12 protein-coding genes are annotated in these 15,086 nt (G+C 70.6%); 6 read left to right on the forward strand and 6 right to left on the reverse strand.

Annotated elements, in window-relative coordinates; translation table 11 throughout:
* Positions 1-20: 20 nt before the first annotated feature.
* Together EV684_RS09840 and cysQ are read right to left on the reverse strand one after the other, a co-directional pair.
* Positions 21-1,427 carry a hypothetical protein gene (locus EV684_RS09840; protein WP_242478634.1) on the reverse strand — a complete coding sequence of 469 codons (1,407 nt, stop codon included), beginning with the start codon at positions 1,425-1,427 and terminating at the stop codon, positions 21-23.
* Positions 1,428-1,549: 122 nt separating this feature from the next.
* Positions 1,550-2,326 (reverse strand): 3'(2'),5'-bisphosphate nucleotidase CysQ, encoded by a 777-nt coding sequence (cysQ, locus tag EV684_RS09845; RefSeq protein ID WP_132646672.1) that lies wholly within the window; start codon positions 2,324-2,326, stop codon positions 1,550-1,552.
* A gap of 178 nt (positions 2,327-2,504) precedes the next feature.
* Between cysQ and cysD the strand changes: the two genes are divergently transcribed.
* The 5 genes from cysD to EV684_RS09870 all read left to right on the forward strand — a co-directional run bounded on the left by cysD (position 2,505) and on the right by EV684_RS09870 (position 9,068).
* Entirely contained in the window at positions 2,505-3,416 is a 912-nt protein-coding gene (cysD, locus tag EV684_RS09850) for a sulfate adenylyltransferase subunit CysD (RefSeq protein WP_200222405.1), read from the forward strand.
* A gap of 152 nt (positions 3,417-3,568) precedes the next feature.
* Positions 3,569-5,473 carry a sulfate adenylyltransferase subunit CysN gene (cysN, locus tag EV684_RS09855; RefSeq protein ID WP_132646674.1) on the forward strand — a complete coding sequence of 635 codons (1,905 nt, stop codon included), beginning with the start codon at positions 3,569-3,571 and terminating at the stop codon, positions 5,471-5,473.
* 198 nt (positions 5,474-5,671) lie between these two features.
* On the forward strand, positions 5,672-6,235 hold the full coding sequence (gene ahpC, locus EV684_RS09860; protein ID WP_132646676.1) for an alkyl hydroperoxide reductase subunit C: 564 nt from the start codon (positions 5,672-5,674) through the stop codon (positions 6,233-6,235).
* Between the two features lie 174 nt (positions 6,236-6,409).
* Complete coding sequence (gene ahpF, locus EV684_RS09865) at positions 6,410-7,978, forward strand: alkyl hydroperoxide reductase subunit F (protein WP_132646678.1); 1,569 nt, start codon at positions 6,410-6,412, stop codon at positions 7,976-7,978.
* 58 nt (positions 7,979-8,036) lie between these two features.
* The gene (locus tag EV684_RS09870; protein ID WP_132646680.1) at positions 8,037-9,068 is read left to right on the forward strand and encodes a YihY/virulence factor BrkB family protein; all 1,032 of its coding nucleotides are present in this window, start codon (positions 8,037-8,039) and stop codon (positions 9,066-9,068) included.
* On the opposite strand, the gene EV684_RS09875 is transcribed toward EV684_RS09870, so the two are convergent.
* Both EV684_RS09875 and EV684_RS09880 read right to left on the reverse strand, forming a co-directional pair.
* On the reverse strand, positions 9,042-9,614 hold the full coding sequence (locus EV684_RS09875) for a peroxiredoxin (protein ID WP_132646682.1): 573 nt from the start codon (positions 9,612-9,614) through the stop codon (positions 9,042-9,044). The genes EV684_RS09870 and EV684_RS09875 overlap by 27 nt on opposite strands.
* A gap of 75 nt (positions 9,615-9,689) precedes the next feature.
* Positions 9,690-12,479, reverse strand: a complete 2,790-nt coding sequence (locus tag EV684_RS09880) for a penicillin acylase family protein (RefSeq protein ID WP_132646684.1) — start codon at positions 12,477-12,479, stop codon at positions 9,690-9,692.
* A gap of 173 nt (positions 12,480-12,652) precedes the next feature.
* Here EV684_RS09880 and EV684_RS09885 point away from each other — a divergent pair, with 173 nt between their 5' ends.
* Entirely contained in the window at positions 12,653-13,033 is a 381-nt protein-coding gene (locus tag EV684_RS09885) for a hypothetical protein (protein WP_132646686.1), read from the forward strand.
* Positions 13,034-13,063: 30 nt separating this feature from the next.
* On the opposite strand, the gene EV684_RS09890 is transcribed toward EV684_RS09885, so the two are convergent.
* Together EV684_RS09890 and EV684_RS09895 are read right to left on the reverse strand one after the other, a co-directional pair.
* Positions 13,064-13,507, reverse strand: a complete 444-nt coding sequence (locus tag EV684_RS09890) for a universal stress protein (protein ID WP_132646688.1) — start codon at positions 13,505-13,507, stop codon at positions 13,064-13,066.
* 26 nt (positions 13,508-13,533) lie between these two features.
* The gene (locus tag EV684_RS09895) at positions 13,534-15,084 is read right to left on the reverse strand and encodes a DHA2 family efflux MFS transporter permease subunit (RefSeq protein ID WP_132646690.1); all 1,551 of its coding nucleotides are present in this window, start codon (positions 15,082-15,084) and stop codon (positions 13,534-13,536) included.
* Between the last annotated feature and the right edge of the window lie 2 nt (positions 15,085-15,086).

Consider the following 15,086-nt stretch of genomic DNA (forward strand, 5'->3'; position numbering starts at 1 on the left):
TCGGATTCCTTGGGGCGCGCTCAGGGCAGCGCGATCTGCAGCAGGCCGCTGAGGTTGGTGACGCCGTCGGCAGCGGCCGGGGCGCCCCCGACGATCACCAGCGGGTAGTTCTGCATCACCCACACCGGCGAGCCGGAGTACTGCGTCGTGAGCGTGGTGTAGAAGAACGAGGTCGGCTGCTGGTTGTTGGCGGACTGGAGCACGCCCTGGTCGGTGAGGGCGTCGCTGACGACGCCGTAGGTCAGCGCGGCGGCGTCCAGGGTGAGCGCGACCCAGTCCACGTCGGAGGACAGCATCCCGGGCCCGGCGAAGCTGCCGGCGAACAGCCCGATGCGCTCTTCCTTCAGGCCGCCGAGCCACTGCAGGCGGCCGTCGCTCGAGGCGCTGGTGCCGATCGACAGCAGAACCTCCGAGTCGCCGACCTCGGCGATGCGAAAGCTCATCGACGGCACGCCCGAGGTCGACGAGGTGGCGGTGAAGACGCCGTCGGCGATCGTCACCGTGTAGAGCCTGGCGTTGCCGCTGCCGCAGGCCGAGGCGTTGAGCACCTCGGTCTCGCTCTCGCAGACCTTCAACGCGCCGCTGGACAGCGTGGCCGTCGCCGGATGCGTGGTCGCGCCGCTGCCGTCGCTGGCAACGCGGCGGAACATCAGGTTGTAGTTGCCGGCGGCGCCGGTGGTCGAGGTCAGGAAGCTGTTGGCCGCGATGTAAGGCGTGGCCGTGCCGCCGAAGCTGTGCACGCCGACGATGACGCCGTCGGTGGCGCGCAGACGCTCGGGGCCGCTGCCGACGATGTAGCCGCCGGCGCTGTCGGCGGCGAAGCTGCGCGTGTCGGAGACACCCTCACCGCTCATGGTGTAGGTGCCGGCGTCGAAGTCCACCGTCATCTCGTAGGCCTTGCCGTCGGCGGCGTAGACCTCGTAGCTGTCGTTGCGCGCGTCGACGGCCACGGTGGTGGCGCTGGCGGTGTTGTCGCTCGCGTCGGCTTCCTCCGCGGTGGTTGCGACCGCGGTCGCGACGACGTCGCCGCGCGTGGCCGACGGCAGCGTCACCGTGTACTTGAAGACCAGCTGGCGCTGCGCGGGCAGCGTGTCGATCGTCGTGCTCGCGCCCACCGTGGTGGGGCAGACGGCGCTGCTGGCGCTGGTGCAGCTCACCGTGGGCTCGCCGACGTCCACGTCGGCGACCGACCAGGCGAGCGTCACGGGAACCGAGGCGACCTGCGCGGTGTTGGCGACGACGACGGTGAAGGTCACCGATTCGCCGGCGCCAGTGCTGGCCTGCACCGTCTGGGTGAGCGAGATGTCGGCCATCTCGCGGCTCTCGGAGCTGCTGCGGCCGCCGCCGCAGGCGACGAGCGCCAATGTCGCGGCAAGGATCAGCCCCTTCGCGGCCGAGGCCGCGATCTTCCCAACGCTTCTACACATTCGTTCGACTCTTGTGACTTCCGTGAACCGATTGTTAGCGAGCCCCGACCTCAGGGAAACGGCCGGAATGCACGCTCACCTCATGCAAGTGCGGGACCATCCCCGCGACCGCGGGGGGGGTTTCAGCGGTTCGCCGAAGCGACGAAATGCGGGTTGTCGAAACCCGGCTTTCCATAGCGCAGCGGGACGCCGGCAACGGTGTCGACACGGCCACCGGCAGCCGCCAGCACGGCATGGCCGGCGGCGATGTCCCACTCCATCGTGCGCCCCAGGCGCGGATAGAGATCGGCCTCGCCAGCGGCGACGAGGCACAGCTTCAGCGACGAGCCGGCATTGGCCAGCGCCGCCACCTTGCGCCCGGCGAGGAAGGCGTCGAGCGCCGCGGCGTCCCCGTGCGAACGGCTGGCGACGACGGTCAGACCGGCTTCGGGCACCTCGCGGCAGCGGATCTCGCGCACCACGCCGGCTTGTTCGACCCGCGCGCCCTGCCCGCGTGCACCGGCGAAGAGCCGATCGAGCGCCGGAGCGAAGACCACGCCCAGAACCGCCTCACCACGGTGCACGAGGGCGATGTTCACGGTGAACTCGCCGTTGCGGCTGATGAACTCCTTGGTGCCGTCCAGCGGGTCGACGAGCCAGAACCACTCCCCGACTTCGGGGGCCGCGCCGGCCGCGACGGCCTCTTCGGCGACGACCGGCACCTCGGGCGCGAGCTCGCGCAGCGCCGGCACGATCAGCTTCTCCGCACGTTCGTCGGCCTCGGTCACGGGCGACGCGTCCTGCTTGCCGCGCACCGCGAAATCGGTGGCGTAGATCTCCATGATCAGGGCGCCGGCCCTGCGGGCAATGGCGGCAACGTCGTTCAACAGGCCCGGGGCGGCCACTCGATCTTCGGTCATTCGGGATCCTCCTGACGGCAACTTTAGCGGCGCGCAACACGCATCCGGCTGACGCCGCCGACGCCCCGACCCCCTCATCTCCTGGGGCGGGCAGTTGCCAGGACCTTGGGAGATACTCACGGCCCCGCGGCATGCACCTTGCTGCGGCGCAGCACGCGAGATCATCCACACCACGCCTATGCACCCATCGATCAGCCTCACCCATCTGCAGCGCCTGGAAGCGGAGAGCATCCACATCCTGCGGGAAGTCGTCGCCGAAGCCGACAAGCCGGTGATGCTCTACTCGATCGGCAAGGACAGCGCGGTGATGCTGCACCTGGCGCGCAAGGCCTTCTATCCGGCCCCGCCGCCGTTCCCGCTCCTGCACGTGGACACGACCTGGAAGTTCCGCGACATGTACGCGATGCGCGAGCGCATGGCGCGCGAGCTCGGCATGGAGCTCATCGTCTATCACAACCCCGAGGCGATGGAACGCGGCATCAACCCGTTCGACCACGGCTCGCAGATCCACACCGACATGTGGAAGACCCAGGGCCTGAAGCAGGCGCTGGACCACTACGGCTTCGACGCCGCCTTCGGCGGCGCGCGCCGCGACGAGGAGAAGAGCCGCGCCAAGGAACGCATCTTCTCGTTCCGCACCGCGCAGCACCGCTGGGACCCGAAGAACCAGCGCCCCGAGCTCTGGCACCTCTACAACGGCCGCAAGCACAAGGGCGAGTCGATCCGCGTGTTCCCGATCTCGAACTGGACCGAGCTCGACATCTGGCAGTACATCTACCTTGAGAACATTCCCATCGTGCCGCTGTACTACGCGGCCGAGCGGCCGGTGGTCGAGCGCGACGGCACGCTGATCATGGTCGACGACGATCGCATGCGCCTGAAGCCCGGCGAGCAGCCGATGATGAAGAAGGTGCGCTTTCGCACGCTGGGCTGCTACCCGCTGTCCGGCGCGGTGGAGTCCGATGCCGAGACGCTCGTGGACATCATCCAGGAGATGCTGCTCACCCGCACCAGCGAACGCCAGGGCCGCATGATCGACCACGACACGGCCGCTTCCATGGAGAAGAAGAAGCAAGAGGGGTACTTTTAGCCCCCAGGCTCCCTCCCGGTCGCCACCCCCCGAGGGGGCTCTGGCAGCGGCCCGGCAGAGCCGGATCCGCGCCAGCGGCTTGATCGCACGCAACGCCACGTTCTCGCGCGCTCGCTGACCGCGACGCGCAGCCAAACAGGAACCGTCCTTCCATGGCTCACGTATCCGACCTCATCGCCACCGACATCGAGCGTTATCTCGAACAGCACGAGAAGAAGAGCCTGCTGCGCTTCATCACCTGCGGCTCGGTCGACGACGGCAAGAGCACCGTCATCGGGCGCCTGCTGTACGAATCGAAGATGCTCTTCGAGGACCAGCTCGCCGCCATCGAAGCCGACTCCAAGAAGTGGGGCACGCAAGGCGGCGACATCGACTTCGCGCTGCTCGTCGACGGCCTGGCCGCCGAGCGCGAGCAAGGCATCACGATCGACGTCGCCTACCGCTTCTTCAGCACCGACCGGCGCAAGTTCATCGTCGCCGACACGCCGGGGCACGAGCAGTACACGCGCAACATGATCACCGGCGCGTCGACCGCCGACGTCGCGGTGATCCTCGTCGACGCGCGCAAGGGCGTGCTGACGCAGACCCGCCGCCACAGCTACCTCGTCTCGCTGATCGGCATCCGCAAGGTCGTGCTGGCGATCAACAAGATGGACCTGGTGGACTATTCGCAGCAGGTCTACAACCGCATCGACGAGGAGTACCGCGAGTTCGCCAAGCAGATCGGCCTGGCGGACATCACGACCATCCCGCTGTCGGCCCTGAAGGGCGACAACATGACCGAGGCCAGCGAGCACACCGGCTGGTACCACGGCCCGACGCTGATGGGTTTCCTCGAGACCTGCGAGATCGACGAGACGCGGCTGCAAGGCGACCCGCTGCGCCTGCCGGTGCAGTGGGTCAACCGCCCCAACCTCGACTTCCGCGGCTTCTGCGGCCTGATCGCCAGCGGCAGCGTGCGCCCGGGTGACCGCGTGCGCGTGCAGCCCTCGGGCCGCGAGAGCACGGTGGCGCGCATCGTCGCCCACGGCGGCGACCTGCCGGTGGCCGTCGCCGGCCAGTCGGTGACGCTGACGCTGGCCGACGAGGTCGACATCTCGCGCGGCGACGTGATCTCCGGCACCGACGCGCCGGCCGAGGTCGCCGACCAGTTCGAGTGCTCGATCGTCTGGATGGCCGACGAGCCGATGCTGCCCGGCCGCCCCTACCTGCTGAAGCTCGGCACGCGCACCGTCAGCGCCTCGGTGACCGAGCCCAAGTACAAGGTCAACGTCAACACGATGGAGCACCTGGCGGCCAAGCAGCTGGAGTTGAACGAGATCGGCGTGTGCAACATCGCGCTCGACCGCGCCGTGCCCTTCGACGCCTACCAGGCCAACCGCGACACCGGCGGCTTCATCCTGATCGACCGGCTGACGAACAACACGGTCGGCGCCGGGATGCTGCACTTCGCGCTGCGCCGCGCGCACAACATCCACCTGCAGCACGTCGACATCGACAAGGCCGCACGCGCGCTGCAGAAGGGCCAGAAGCCCGCGGTGCTGTGGTTCACCGGACTGTCCGGCGCCGGCAAGTCGACGATCGCCAACCTGGTCGAGAAACGGCTGCACGCGCTGGGCCGCCACTCCTACCTGCTCGACGGCGACAACGTGCGCCACGGCCTGAACAAGGACCTCGGCTTCACCGAAGCCGACCGGGTCGAGAACGTGCGCCGCGTCGGCGAGGTCGCCAAGCTGATGGTCGACGCCGGGCTGATCGTGCTGACGGCCTTCATCTCGCCGTTCCGCGCCGAGCGCCGCCTGGCGCGTTCGCTGGTCGCCGAGGGCGAGTTCATCGAGGTGCATGTCGACACGCCGCTGGACGTGGCCGAGAGCCGCGACGTCAAGGGCCTGTACAAGAAGGCGCGCCGCGGCGAGCTGCGCAACTTCACCGGCATCGATTCGCCCTACGAGCCGCCTGAGAATCCGGAGATCCGCATCGACACCACCGAACTGACCGCGGAACGTGCGGCCGATCGTGTGATCGAGCTGCTGCGCGAGCGGGGTTTCATCGCCTAACGGTGCGGCAGCTGCCAGGAGCCGCGCGTGCCCACCGGGACGCGCGGCTTTTTCATTTCCGGCCTGTCATAGCCGTGGTCAATGGTCCTGATTGAAACGATCGACTGCCAACATCAGCACCGGCCGCTACAGTCTCTCCGTCGCGTTCTCCTTCACTCGCGTCTCTCACCGACCCACCCTCAGAGGAGCAAAGAACCCATGTCGCTGATCAACACCCAAGTCAAGCCGTTCAAGGCCACCGCCTACCAGACCGGCAAGTTCTTCGACGTCACCGAAGAAAGCCTCAAGGGCAAGTGGAGCGTCGTGGTCTTCTACCCGGCCGACTTCACCTTCGTCTGCCCGACCGAGCTCGAAGACCTGGCCGACACCTATGCCGAGTTCCAGAAGCTGGGCGTCGAGGTCTACGGCGTGTCGACCGACACCCACTTCGCGCACAAGGCCTGGGCCGAAACCTCGCCGGCGATCCAGAAGGTCAAGTACCCGCTGATCGGTGACCCGACCGGCACGCTGACGCGCAACTTCGAGGTCATGATCGAAGAAGAAGGCCTGGCGCTGCGTGGCACCTTCGTCATCAACCCCGATGGCCAGATCAAGCTCTGCGAGATCCACGACAACGGCATCGGCCGTGACGCCAGCGAGCTGCTGCGCAAGGTCAAGGCGGCCCAGTACGTCGCCTCGCACCCGGGCCAGGTCTGCCCGGCCAAGTGGCAGGAAGGCGCCGCGACGCTGACCCCGTCGCTGGACCTCGTCGGCAAGATCTAAGCCGTACGGCAACCCCGGCCCGCCACGGCGGGCCTCACGGACGCCCGGCTCGCCCGGGCGTTCTGCCGCCAGGGCCTGCCACCGCAGGCCCCTGTCGCCAGCCCCCGAAGCGGGACGGGCGCTGACGACAGGGCGCGACACCCTCCCTCCCCGCCTCGAATCCAGGAGCCACGCATGCTCGACGCCAACCTCAAGAACCAGCTCAAGGCCTATCTCGAGCGCCTGCAGCAGCCGATCGAACTCGTCGCCTCGCTCGACGACCGCCCGGCCTCGGCCGAGATGCGTGCGCTGCTCGAGGACATCGCGCCGCTGTCGCCGCTGATCAGCGTGCGCTACGACGGCTCGGACGCTCGCCGGCCCTCGTTCTCGATCAGCCGCGCCGGCGCCGACATGGGCCTTCGTTTCGCCGCCATCCCGATGGGCCACGAGTTCACCTCGCTGGTGCTGGCGCTGCTGCAGGCCGGTGGCCACCCGCCCAAGCTGGACGCCGACACGATCGCGCAGATCCAGGGCCTCGAAGGCGACTTCGTCTTCGAGGCCTACATGTCGCTGACCTGCCACAACTGCCCCGACGTCGTGCAGGCGCTGAACCTGATGGCGGTGCTGAACCCGCGCGTTCGCCACGTCGCGATCGACGGCGGGCTGTTCAAGGCCGAGGTCGACGCGCGCCAGATCATGGCCGTGCCGACCGTGTTCCTGAACGGCCAGCCCTTCGGCTCGGGCCGCATGGAGATCGGCGAGATCCTGGCCAAGGTCGACACCGGCGCGGCCGCGCGCGACGCCGCCAAGCTGGCGAAGAAGGAGCCGTACGAGGTGCTGATCGTCGGCGGCGGCCCGGCCGGCGCCGCGGCGGCGATCTACGCCGCGCGCAAGGGCATCCGCACCGGCATCGTCGCCGAGCGTTTCGGCGGCCAGACGCTGGACACGCTGGCGATCGAGAACTTCGTCTCGGTGATGGAGACCGAAGGGCCGAAGTTCGCCGCCGCGCTGGAAGCCCACGTGCGCGCCTACGCCGTCGACGTCAACGTCGGCCAGCAGGTGCAGGCCGTGGTCCCGGCGCCGCAGCCGGGCGCCTACGCGACCGTCAAGCTGGTCAACGGCGCCGAGCTCAAGGGCCGCACGATCATCCTGGCCACCGGCGCACGCTGGCGCAACGTCAACGTGCCCGGCGAGCAGGAGTACAAGACCCGGGGCGTGGCCTACTGCCCGCACTGCGACGGCCCGCTGTTCAAGGGCAAGAAGGTCGCCGTCATCGGCGGCGGCAACTCCGGCGTCGAGGCCGCGATCGACCTCGCCGGCGTCGTCGAGCACGTGACGCTGATCGAGTTCCTCGACCAGCTGAAGGCCGACGCGGTGCTGGTCGACAAGCTGAAGAGCCTGCCCAACGTCACCATCCACACCAACGCCCAGACCACCGAGATCACCGGCGACGGCCAGAAGGTCAACGGCCTGCGCTACAAGGACCGTGTCTCGGGCGCCGAGCACCACGTCGAGCTGGCCGGCGTGTTCGTGCAGATCGGCCTGGTGCCCAACACCGAGTTCCTGAAGGGCACGCTGGAGCTGAGCCGCTTCGGCGAGATCGTCATCGACCCGAAGTGCACGACCAGCGTGCCGGGCATCTTCGCCGCCGGCGACGTGACGACCGTGCCGTACAAGCAGATCATCATCGCCACCGGCGAAGGCGCGAAGGCGGCACTGTCGGCCTTCGACTACCTGATCCGCACGCCGGCCGCCCAGGCCTGAGGCCCGGCGCCCGTTCCCGCCCTGGGAACGGGCCTTGCCATCGGGGGCTGTGCCCCCGATGCACCCCACCTCACTCACCCCCGCCCGCCCCGGCCCGCGCGACTGGCTGGCGCTGGCGCGCCGCGCCTTCGACGCCTGGCTGCAGGACTACGCCCCGAGCATGGGCGCGGCGCTGGCCTACTACACGGTGTTCTCGCTCGGCCCGGTGATGCTGCTGGTGATCTCGATCGCCGGCCTGGTCTTCGGCGAGGAGGCGGCGCAGCGTGCGCTGTTCGGCGAGCTGCAACGCGTGATGGGGCGCGACGCCGCCGAGGCCGTGCAGGCCGTGCTCGCCACCTTCCGCGACGGCAGCCGCGCCGGCACCGGCACCGCGATCGGGCTGGTGCTGCTGCTGGTCGGCGCGACCACCGTCTTCGCCGAGTTGCAGGACGCACTCGACCGCATCTGGCGCGCGCCGACACGCGGCCGGCCGTCGGGGCCCTGGGCGCTGGTACGCGCGCGTTTCCTGTCCTTCGGGCTGATCCTGGGCATCGCCTTCCTGCTGATGGTCTCGCTGGTGCTGAGCGCCGCGGTCTCGGCGCTGGGCAGCTGGTGGGGCACCTGGTTCGGCGCCTGGGAGCTGCTGGCGCAGGCGCTGAACCTGGTGCTCGGCTTCGCGATCACGACGCTGGTCTTCGCGCTGATCTACAAGCTGATGCCGCGCGTGAAGGTGCGCTGGCTCGACGTCTGGCTGGGCGCGGCGATCACGGCGGCGCTGTTCAGCCTCGGCCAGGTGCTGATCGGGCTGTACATCGGCAAGACCGGCGTCGCCTCGGGCTGGGGTGCGGCCGGTTCGCTGGTCATCGTCTTCGTCTGGGTCTACTGGGCGGCGCAGGTCTTCCTGCTCGGCGCCGAGTTCACCTGGGTCTACGCCAAGACCTGGGGCTCGATGCGCGGGCTGGTGACGCCACCGCCGGCCGAGGGCCCGGCGCCGTCACCCGGCGAGGCCGTGACGGCGACGCCGCGCGCCACGCTGGAGCCACCGGGCGCCGCGCTGCCGCCCTTCGACGGCCGCGTCGGCGCCTCAGCGCTGGGCCGCGGCGGGGGCTGAACCGGCCGGTGCGGCCAGACGCTCGACGGCCTTCATCGTGTTGGCCACGTGCTGGTCCGGGTCCAGGCTCTCGTAGACGTAGGCCACGCGCCCGTCGCGGCCGATGACGTAGGACACACGCTTGGCCATGCCCGGCAGGAAGGCGATCTTGGCGTCGTAGGCGCGGATCACGCGCGAGTCGGCGTCGGAGGCGACGGCGAACTTGTCGCGGCAGGCTTCGCTGGAGAACCGCTGCAGCGTCGGCAGGTCGTCGTTGGAGACACCGATGACGGTGGCGCCCAGCTTCTGGAACTGCGGTGTCGCTTCGGCGAACAGGTGCGCCTCGACCGTGCAGCCCGAGGTGAAGGCCTTGGGGAAGAAGAACAGCACCACCGGCCCTCGCGCCAGCGCGTCGGCGAGCGCGAAGCGCGTGGGTTTGCCGGCCAGCGCGGCGTCGGTCGTGAAGTCGGGCGCCTTGGCGCCGACCTCGAGCGCAGCCAGCGCGGCCGGCGAGACGGCGGCCATCGCGGCGGCCGCGGCGAAGGGAAGGATCGTGGAACGCAGCATCGCGGGACTCCTGTTGTGCAGGCAGTCTGCCAGCCTCGCACCGCGCCCGCCCGGCGACTTGCCGAAAACCCCGGCTCAGCGCGCCGGGCGATACAGCGTGCGGCTGACCGCGGCGCCCTGGATCTCGGCCGCCGTGACGCGGAACGCATAGGTCTCGTTGGTCAGCCAGCGGGCGAGGAAGCTGGCGTAGTGCTCGCTGCCGAGCACGCCGCTCTGCCCGCCCGGCAGGATCGACCGCGCCGGGATGCCGCCCGGGCCGGGGGCCCCGACGTAGCGCCGGTTCGGGCCCGACGAGAACATGAAAGCGCCGTCATCGGCGGCCCGCACCCCGTGGTTGGCCACGTCCACCGTGCCCAGCCCGCCGTCGACCGCCAGCCCGGGCAGCCCGGCCACCGAGGGTTCGAAGCCCGGCGTCGCGCCGGGAATGCTCGCGTCGGCGAAGACGGCACGCAGCACGATGCGGTGCAGCTTGCCCCAGCGCCAGTCGGCCTGGTTCGTGGAGCGTGCGAAGGCACGCTCGAAGGCCGGGCCGGAGAGCAGGTCCAGCGCGTCCTGCAGCGCCTTCAGCAGCACGTAGTCGCGGCGCTGCGACGCGTCGGCCAGCCCGGTCCAGGCGAAGAAGTCGACGCCCGAGAGGCCGAGGCCGTCGCGCTCCATCAGGTGGCGCAGCGACTTCAGCGTCTCCAGGCTGCCGGGCTGCGGCAGACCGTGAGCGGCCAGCGTGCGGTCCAGCCCGAGCGCGACCGCCTGGCCGCGCCAGACGGCGTGGATCGTCGCGGCGACGCTGGCGTCGATCTCGCGCTGCGTCGGCGGGCGGCGCTGGCCGTTGAAATCGCTCGCGTCGTAGCCGGTGTCCAGCCCGGTCGGGGTGTCGAAACCCCAGCGGCGCAGGCGTTCGGCGGCTTCGGCGACACGCGCATCGGCGGCCAGCGCCTGCAGTGCCGCCGGTGCGCCGCCCGCGCGGGCGCCGTCGTAGGCGCGCAGCAGCATCGGCACGAAGACCTGGGCGTCGACGAGCACGGTGTCGGCCTGGATGCTGGCCATCTCGCGGCGCGTGACCGGGCCGGCGGCGATCGCCGCACGCAGGCGCTGGGTGATGCGGCCGGCACGCGGGCCGAAGTCGTAGCCCGGGCCGAGGTAGTAGAGGCCGCCGCCGAGGCGGCGCTGGTTCAGCGGGTCGTTGTCCAGCGTCAGCGCCGCCGGGTCGTTGTTGGCGTTGACGAAGAAACCTTCGGGCGGATCGATCAGCTGCGGCATCTCGGCGTACGGCAGCGTCTCGTAGCCGCTGGCGTCGGTGGGGCCGGGCGAAGCCTTCTTCAGCCACTCGTTGCCGCCCTGGCCGTTGCGCACCAGGTAGGGCGGCGCGCCGGCCAGTGTGCCGGCCTGCAGATCCTCGCGCAGCGGCACCTCGCCGCTGGTGAACCAGGCCATGCGGCCGTCGACGTCACCGACAACGAAGTTCTGCGAGCCGACGTCGAAGTACTGCAACGCGGCGCGCACGTCCTCCAGGCTGGCGGCGCGGTTGAGCAGCCGGTAGGCGTCGAGTTCACGCGTCGCGCCGGCGCCGATCCACTGGATCGTGATCGCGCTGCCGGCGGCCGTGTCCAGCTGCACCACCGGCCCGTGGCGCGGCACCAGCAGCACGTAGGGCGGCACTTCGGCGCTCGGCGGCACGGTGTCCAGCGCATCGGTGCGCGAGGGGTCCAGCGCGTTGACCTTGAACGTGATCGGGATCGGCACGATGGCCTCGTTGCGGCCCTGGTAGACCGAGGCCAGGCCGCTGGCGGTGCTGGCGGGCACCACACGCTCGGCATAGGCATCGGTGACGTCGTAGTGGGTCGTCGTCGAGCCCCAGGCGACACGCCGGTTCTGGCCGAGCACGATCCAGGGCACGCCGGGGAAACCGCTGCCGATGGCGTCCAGCCCGTCGGCGGCCACCAGGTGCAGGTCGTACAGGTTGGACGGCAGGCCCAGCGACAGGTGCGGGTCGTTGGCGATCAGCGGCCGGCCGTCGGCACTGAGGCGCGCGCTGACCGCCCATTCGTTGCTGCCGATCTGGTGCTGGCGCCGCGCCATCACGCGTTCGAGCAAGGGCACGGCTTTCGTGCGCTCGATCTGGCGCGCCAGCAGCGGCGCCAGCGCTGCCGGCACCGCGGCCGGGTGCGCCGCCACCGCGTCCGTGCCGATCCAGGGCAGCGGCGCGCCGGCGTCGGTCAGCGTCGAGGCCGGGTCGAAGGGCGCGGTGCGGAAGACGTCGCCGAAGAACAGCGCCTGCGCCACGCGGTCGTCGCCCAGCGCCTGGCGGTAGCTCAGCCAGGCGCTGGTGAGCTCGGTGTCGAAGTCGAACGAGAGCTGGAACGACATCAGCTTGCCGATCGCCAGGCTGTCCACCGGCGTCCAGGGGCTGAACTGCGTCAGCCGCAGGCGGGCGTACTCGGCCGGCAAGGCGTGCGCCGCGACCCAGGCGTTGACACCGGCGGCATAGGCCTCGAGCCCGGCACGCAGCTCGGGCGAGGCCGCGGAGAGCGACTTCTCGGCCGCGCGGCGCAGGCCGATCGTGCGCAGCTGCACGTCCTGCGCAAGCGCCGAGGCGCCGACCAGTTCGGCCAGCGTGCCGCTGGCGGTGCGGCGCAGCGTGTCGGCCTGGAACAGCCGGTCCTCGGCGTGCAGCCAGCCCTGCATGAACAGCGCGTCGCGCTCGCTCAGCGCACGCACATGGGCGACGCCGTCGACGTCGCGCACCACGCTCACCGGGCCGCGCAGCCCGGCGACGGTGATGCTGCCGTCGTCGGCAAGGGCTGGCGGCGCGACGCACGCGAGCCAGGCGGACAAGGGCAGGACGGCACAACGCAGCCAAGAGCGCATGGGGTCTCCTCGTGTCGGGGCCGCGGCAGCGTAGGCCGGCGCCGGTGACGCGTCCATGAAGGCTGTCCCGGCCCCTACCCCCCGCGAACCCGGGGGCCACGCGCTTACATCTTGCTGCTCAAGTGCCCGCGCGGCGGGCCGTAGAGCCGGCATCACCGTCGAGGAGGCTCCCGATGCAGCGCCCGCAGCCCGCCCCTGCCCCCGGCCCCGCGGCCACGCGCTGCGATCACGTCGTCGCCTCGCACGCCGGCCGCCTGGTGAGCGCCTCGGGCTGGTACCGCTTCGTCGGCGAGTACGCCGCGGCGGCGCACTTCCACCATCTGGCGCAGGCCTCGGTGCCGGGGCTGCCGCCGCCGGGCGCCGTGCGCGCCCATGCCTTCTGCCTGGCCTGCGGCGCGAAGCTGGACGCCGCGGCCGTCGAGACCTCGACCCAGGACGCGCTGCTGCAGGCCGTCGACGCGGCCGTCGGCAACGGCCACGAAGAGCCGCGCGGCTCGGCGCTGGACCCGGCGCGTTACCTCGCCTGGGTGGCGCCGCAGATCACCGCGCGCTGACCCGCGCGAGGCCTGGCGCCCGCCCGCGCCTCAGCGGTGCACCAGCACCGGGATGCGCGTGTGCGTCAGAACCTTCTGGGTCTCGCTGCCCAGCAGCAGCGCGCCGACGCCGCGCCGGCCGTGCGAGGCCATGAGGATCAGGTCGCAGCCCAGGCGTTCGGCCGTGCGGATGATCCCTTCGTAGGGTTTGTCGCTGACGAGCACGACGCTGTCGGCGGCCACGCCGGCTTCCTGCGCCAGCGCGTCGGCCTCGGCCAGGATGTCGTGCGCGGCGGCGTCCAGGCGTTCGTGCGCGAGCTGCAGCGCGTGGGCGTTGATGACCACGCCGGCGCCGTCCATCGGCACCGGGGCATTCGGCTCGGCGTGGAAGAAGGTGATGCGCGCGCCGAAGCGGCGCGCGAGCGCGATGGCCTGGGCGACGGCACGCTGGGACAGCGGCGAACCGTCGGTGGGCACGAGCAGATGGCGGAACACGTCGGCTTCTTTCGTGGACGAGGGAATCAGTGGCCGCCGGCGCCGGGCTCGACCGCATTCGCGGGCCGCGGCGCCAGCCAGATGATCGCGGCGGCGAACAGGAAGATGACGCCGATGCCCGCCATCACCTGGTTCGTCGACAGCATCACGCTCTGCGAGGTCAGCATCAGGTCGACGGCCTGGTTCTGCGCGTCGGGCGTCATGCCGCCCTGGGTCAGCAGCGTGCGCACGCTGCCGTCGCGGTCGGCCAGGCCGACGAGCTCGGCGTGGTTGCGTGTCGTCTGGTCGCTCCAGACCGTGGTCACGATCGAGGTCGCGAAGGCCCCCGACAGCGTGCGCACGAAGTTCATCAGCCCGGCGGCCGAATCCATCTCGTGCGGCTCGACGCTGCCCAGCGCCATCCCGGTCGACGGGATGAAGAAGAACGGCATGCCCAGGCCCATCACCGCCAGCGGGATGGCGATGTCCCAGAAACCCATGTCGGTCGTCGCCACCGTGCGCCACAGCGTCGTCAGGCCGAGCACCAGGATGCCGACGAAGACCAGCGGCCGCGGGTCGTGCTTGCTCGCCGCCTGGGCGACGAAGGGCGCGACGAACAGCGCCGTGACCCCGGTCCAGGCCGTCGCCAGCCCGGCGTCGGTGGCGGTGTAGCCCATGAAGCTCTGCAGCCACAGCGGCGTCAGCACGTTGACCCCGAAGAAGGCGGCGAAGGCGAAGCAGATCGTCGCCACGCTGACCGTGAAGCCGCGGTGGCGGAACACGCGCAGGTCGACGATCGGGTGCGGGTCGTGCAGCTCCCAGATCAGGAAGGCGGCGAAACCCACCGCCGCGACGATGGACAGCGCGACGATCTGCGGCGAGCCGAACCAGTCGAGGTTCTTGCCTTCGTCGAGCACCAGCTGCAGCGCCGCCACCCAGACGACGAGCAGCGCCATGCCGACGAGGTCGATCGGGCTGCGCCGCGCCGCCTCCTGGTAGCGCCTGAGCAGGCCCCAGGTCCAGACGCCGAAGCCGATCGCGATCGGGGCGTTGATCAGGAACACCCACGACCAGCTGTAGTCGTCGCACAGCCAGCCGCCGAGGATCGGGCCGACGACCGGTGCCACCAGCGTCGTCATCGACCAGATGCCGATCGCCGCGGCCACCTTCTCGCGCGGGAAGATGCGCATCAGGAGCGTCTGCGACAGCGGCATCAGCGGCCCGCCGCACAGCCCCTGGAAGACACGCGCGACGACCAGCAGGCCCAGCGAGCTGGACAGCCCGCAGATCACCGAGAAGACGCCGAACAGCACCATCGACCAGACGAACACGCGCACCGAGCCGAAACGCGAGGCCAGCCAGCCGGTCAGCGGCACGGTGATCGCCTCGCCGACCGCATAGGACGTGATGACCCAGGTGCCCTGGCTCGACGCCGCGCCCAGCGCGCCGGCGATGTTGGGCACGGCGACGTTGGCGATCGTCATGTTGAGCACGGCGATGAAGTTCGCCGAGGCCAGCATCAGCGCCGCCAGCCAGAGCTGGCCGCCGGTGAGCGGCTGCGGCGCGCCGGGCGCAGCGGGAGAAGCGGTGGCGCTCATCG

It is taken from the genome of Rubrivivax gelatinosus (genome assembly GCF_004340905.1).
GTDB classification, from domain to species: Bacteria; Pseudomonadota; Gammaproteobacteria; order Burkholderiales; family Burkholderiaceae_C; genus Rubrivivax; species Rubrivivax gelatinosus.

Bases quoted from the DNA above. Each gene is read 5' to 3' on its own strand.
- EV684_RS09840 (WP_242478634.1), bottom strand. From the start codon at position 1,427: ATGTGTAGAAGCGTTGGGAAGATCGCGGCCTCGGCCGCGAAGGGGCTG.
- cysQ (WP_132646672.1), bottom strand. From the start codon at position 2,326: ATGACCGAAGATCGAGTGGCCGCCCCGGGCCTGTTGAACGACGTTGCC.
- cysD (WP_200222405.1), top strand. From the start codon at position 2,505: ATGCACCCATCGATCAGCCTCACCCATCTGCAGCGCCTGGAAGCGGAG.
- cysN (WP_132646674.1), top strand. From the start codon at position 3,569: ATGGCTCACGTATCCGACCTCATCGCCACCGACATCGAGCGTTATCTC.
- ahpC (WP_132646676.1), top strand. From the start codon at position 5,672: ATGTCGCTGATCAACACCCAAGTCAAGCCGTTCAAGGCCACCGCCTAC.
- ahpF (WP_132646678.1), top strand. From the start codon at position 6,410: ATGCTCGACGCCAACCTCAAGAACCAGCTCAAGGCCTATCTCGAGCGC.
- EV684_RS09870 (WP_132646680.1), top strand. From the start codon at position 8,037: ATGCACCCCACCTCACTCACCCCCGCCCGCCCCGGCCCGCGCGACTGG.
- EV684_RS09875 (WP_132646682.1), bottom strand. From the start codon at position 9,614: ATGCTGCGTTCCACGATCCTTCCCTTCGCCGCGGCCGCCGCGATGGCC.
- EV684_RS09880 (WP_132646684.1), bottom strand. From the start codon at position 12,479: ATGCGCTCTTGGCTGCGTTGTGCCGTCCTGCCCTTGTCCGCCTGGCTC.
- EV684_RS09885 (WP_132646686.1), top strand. From the start codon at position 12,653: ATGCAGCGCCCGCAGCCCGCCCCTGCCCCCGGCCCCGCGGCCACGCGC.
- EV684_RS09895 (WP_132646690.1), bottom strand. From the start codon at position 15,084: ATGAGCGCCACCGCTTCTCCCGCTGCGCCCGGCGCGCCGCAGCCGCTC.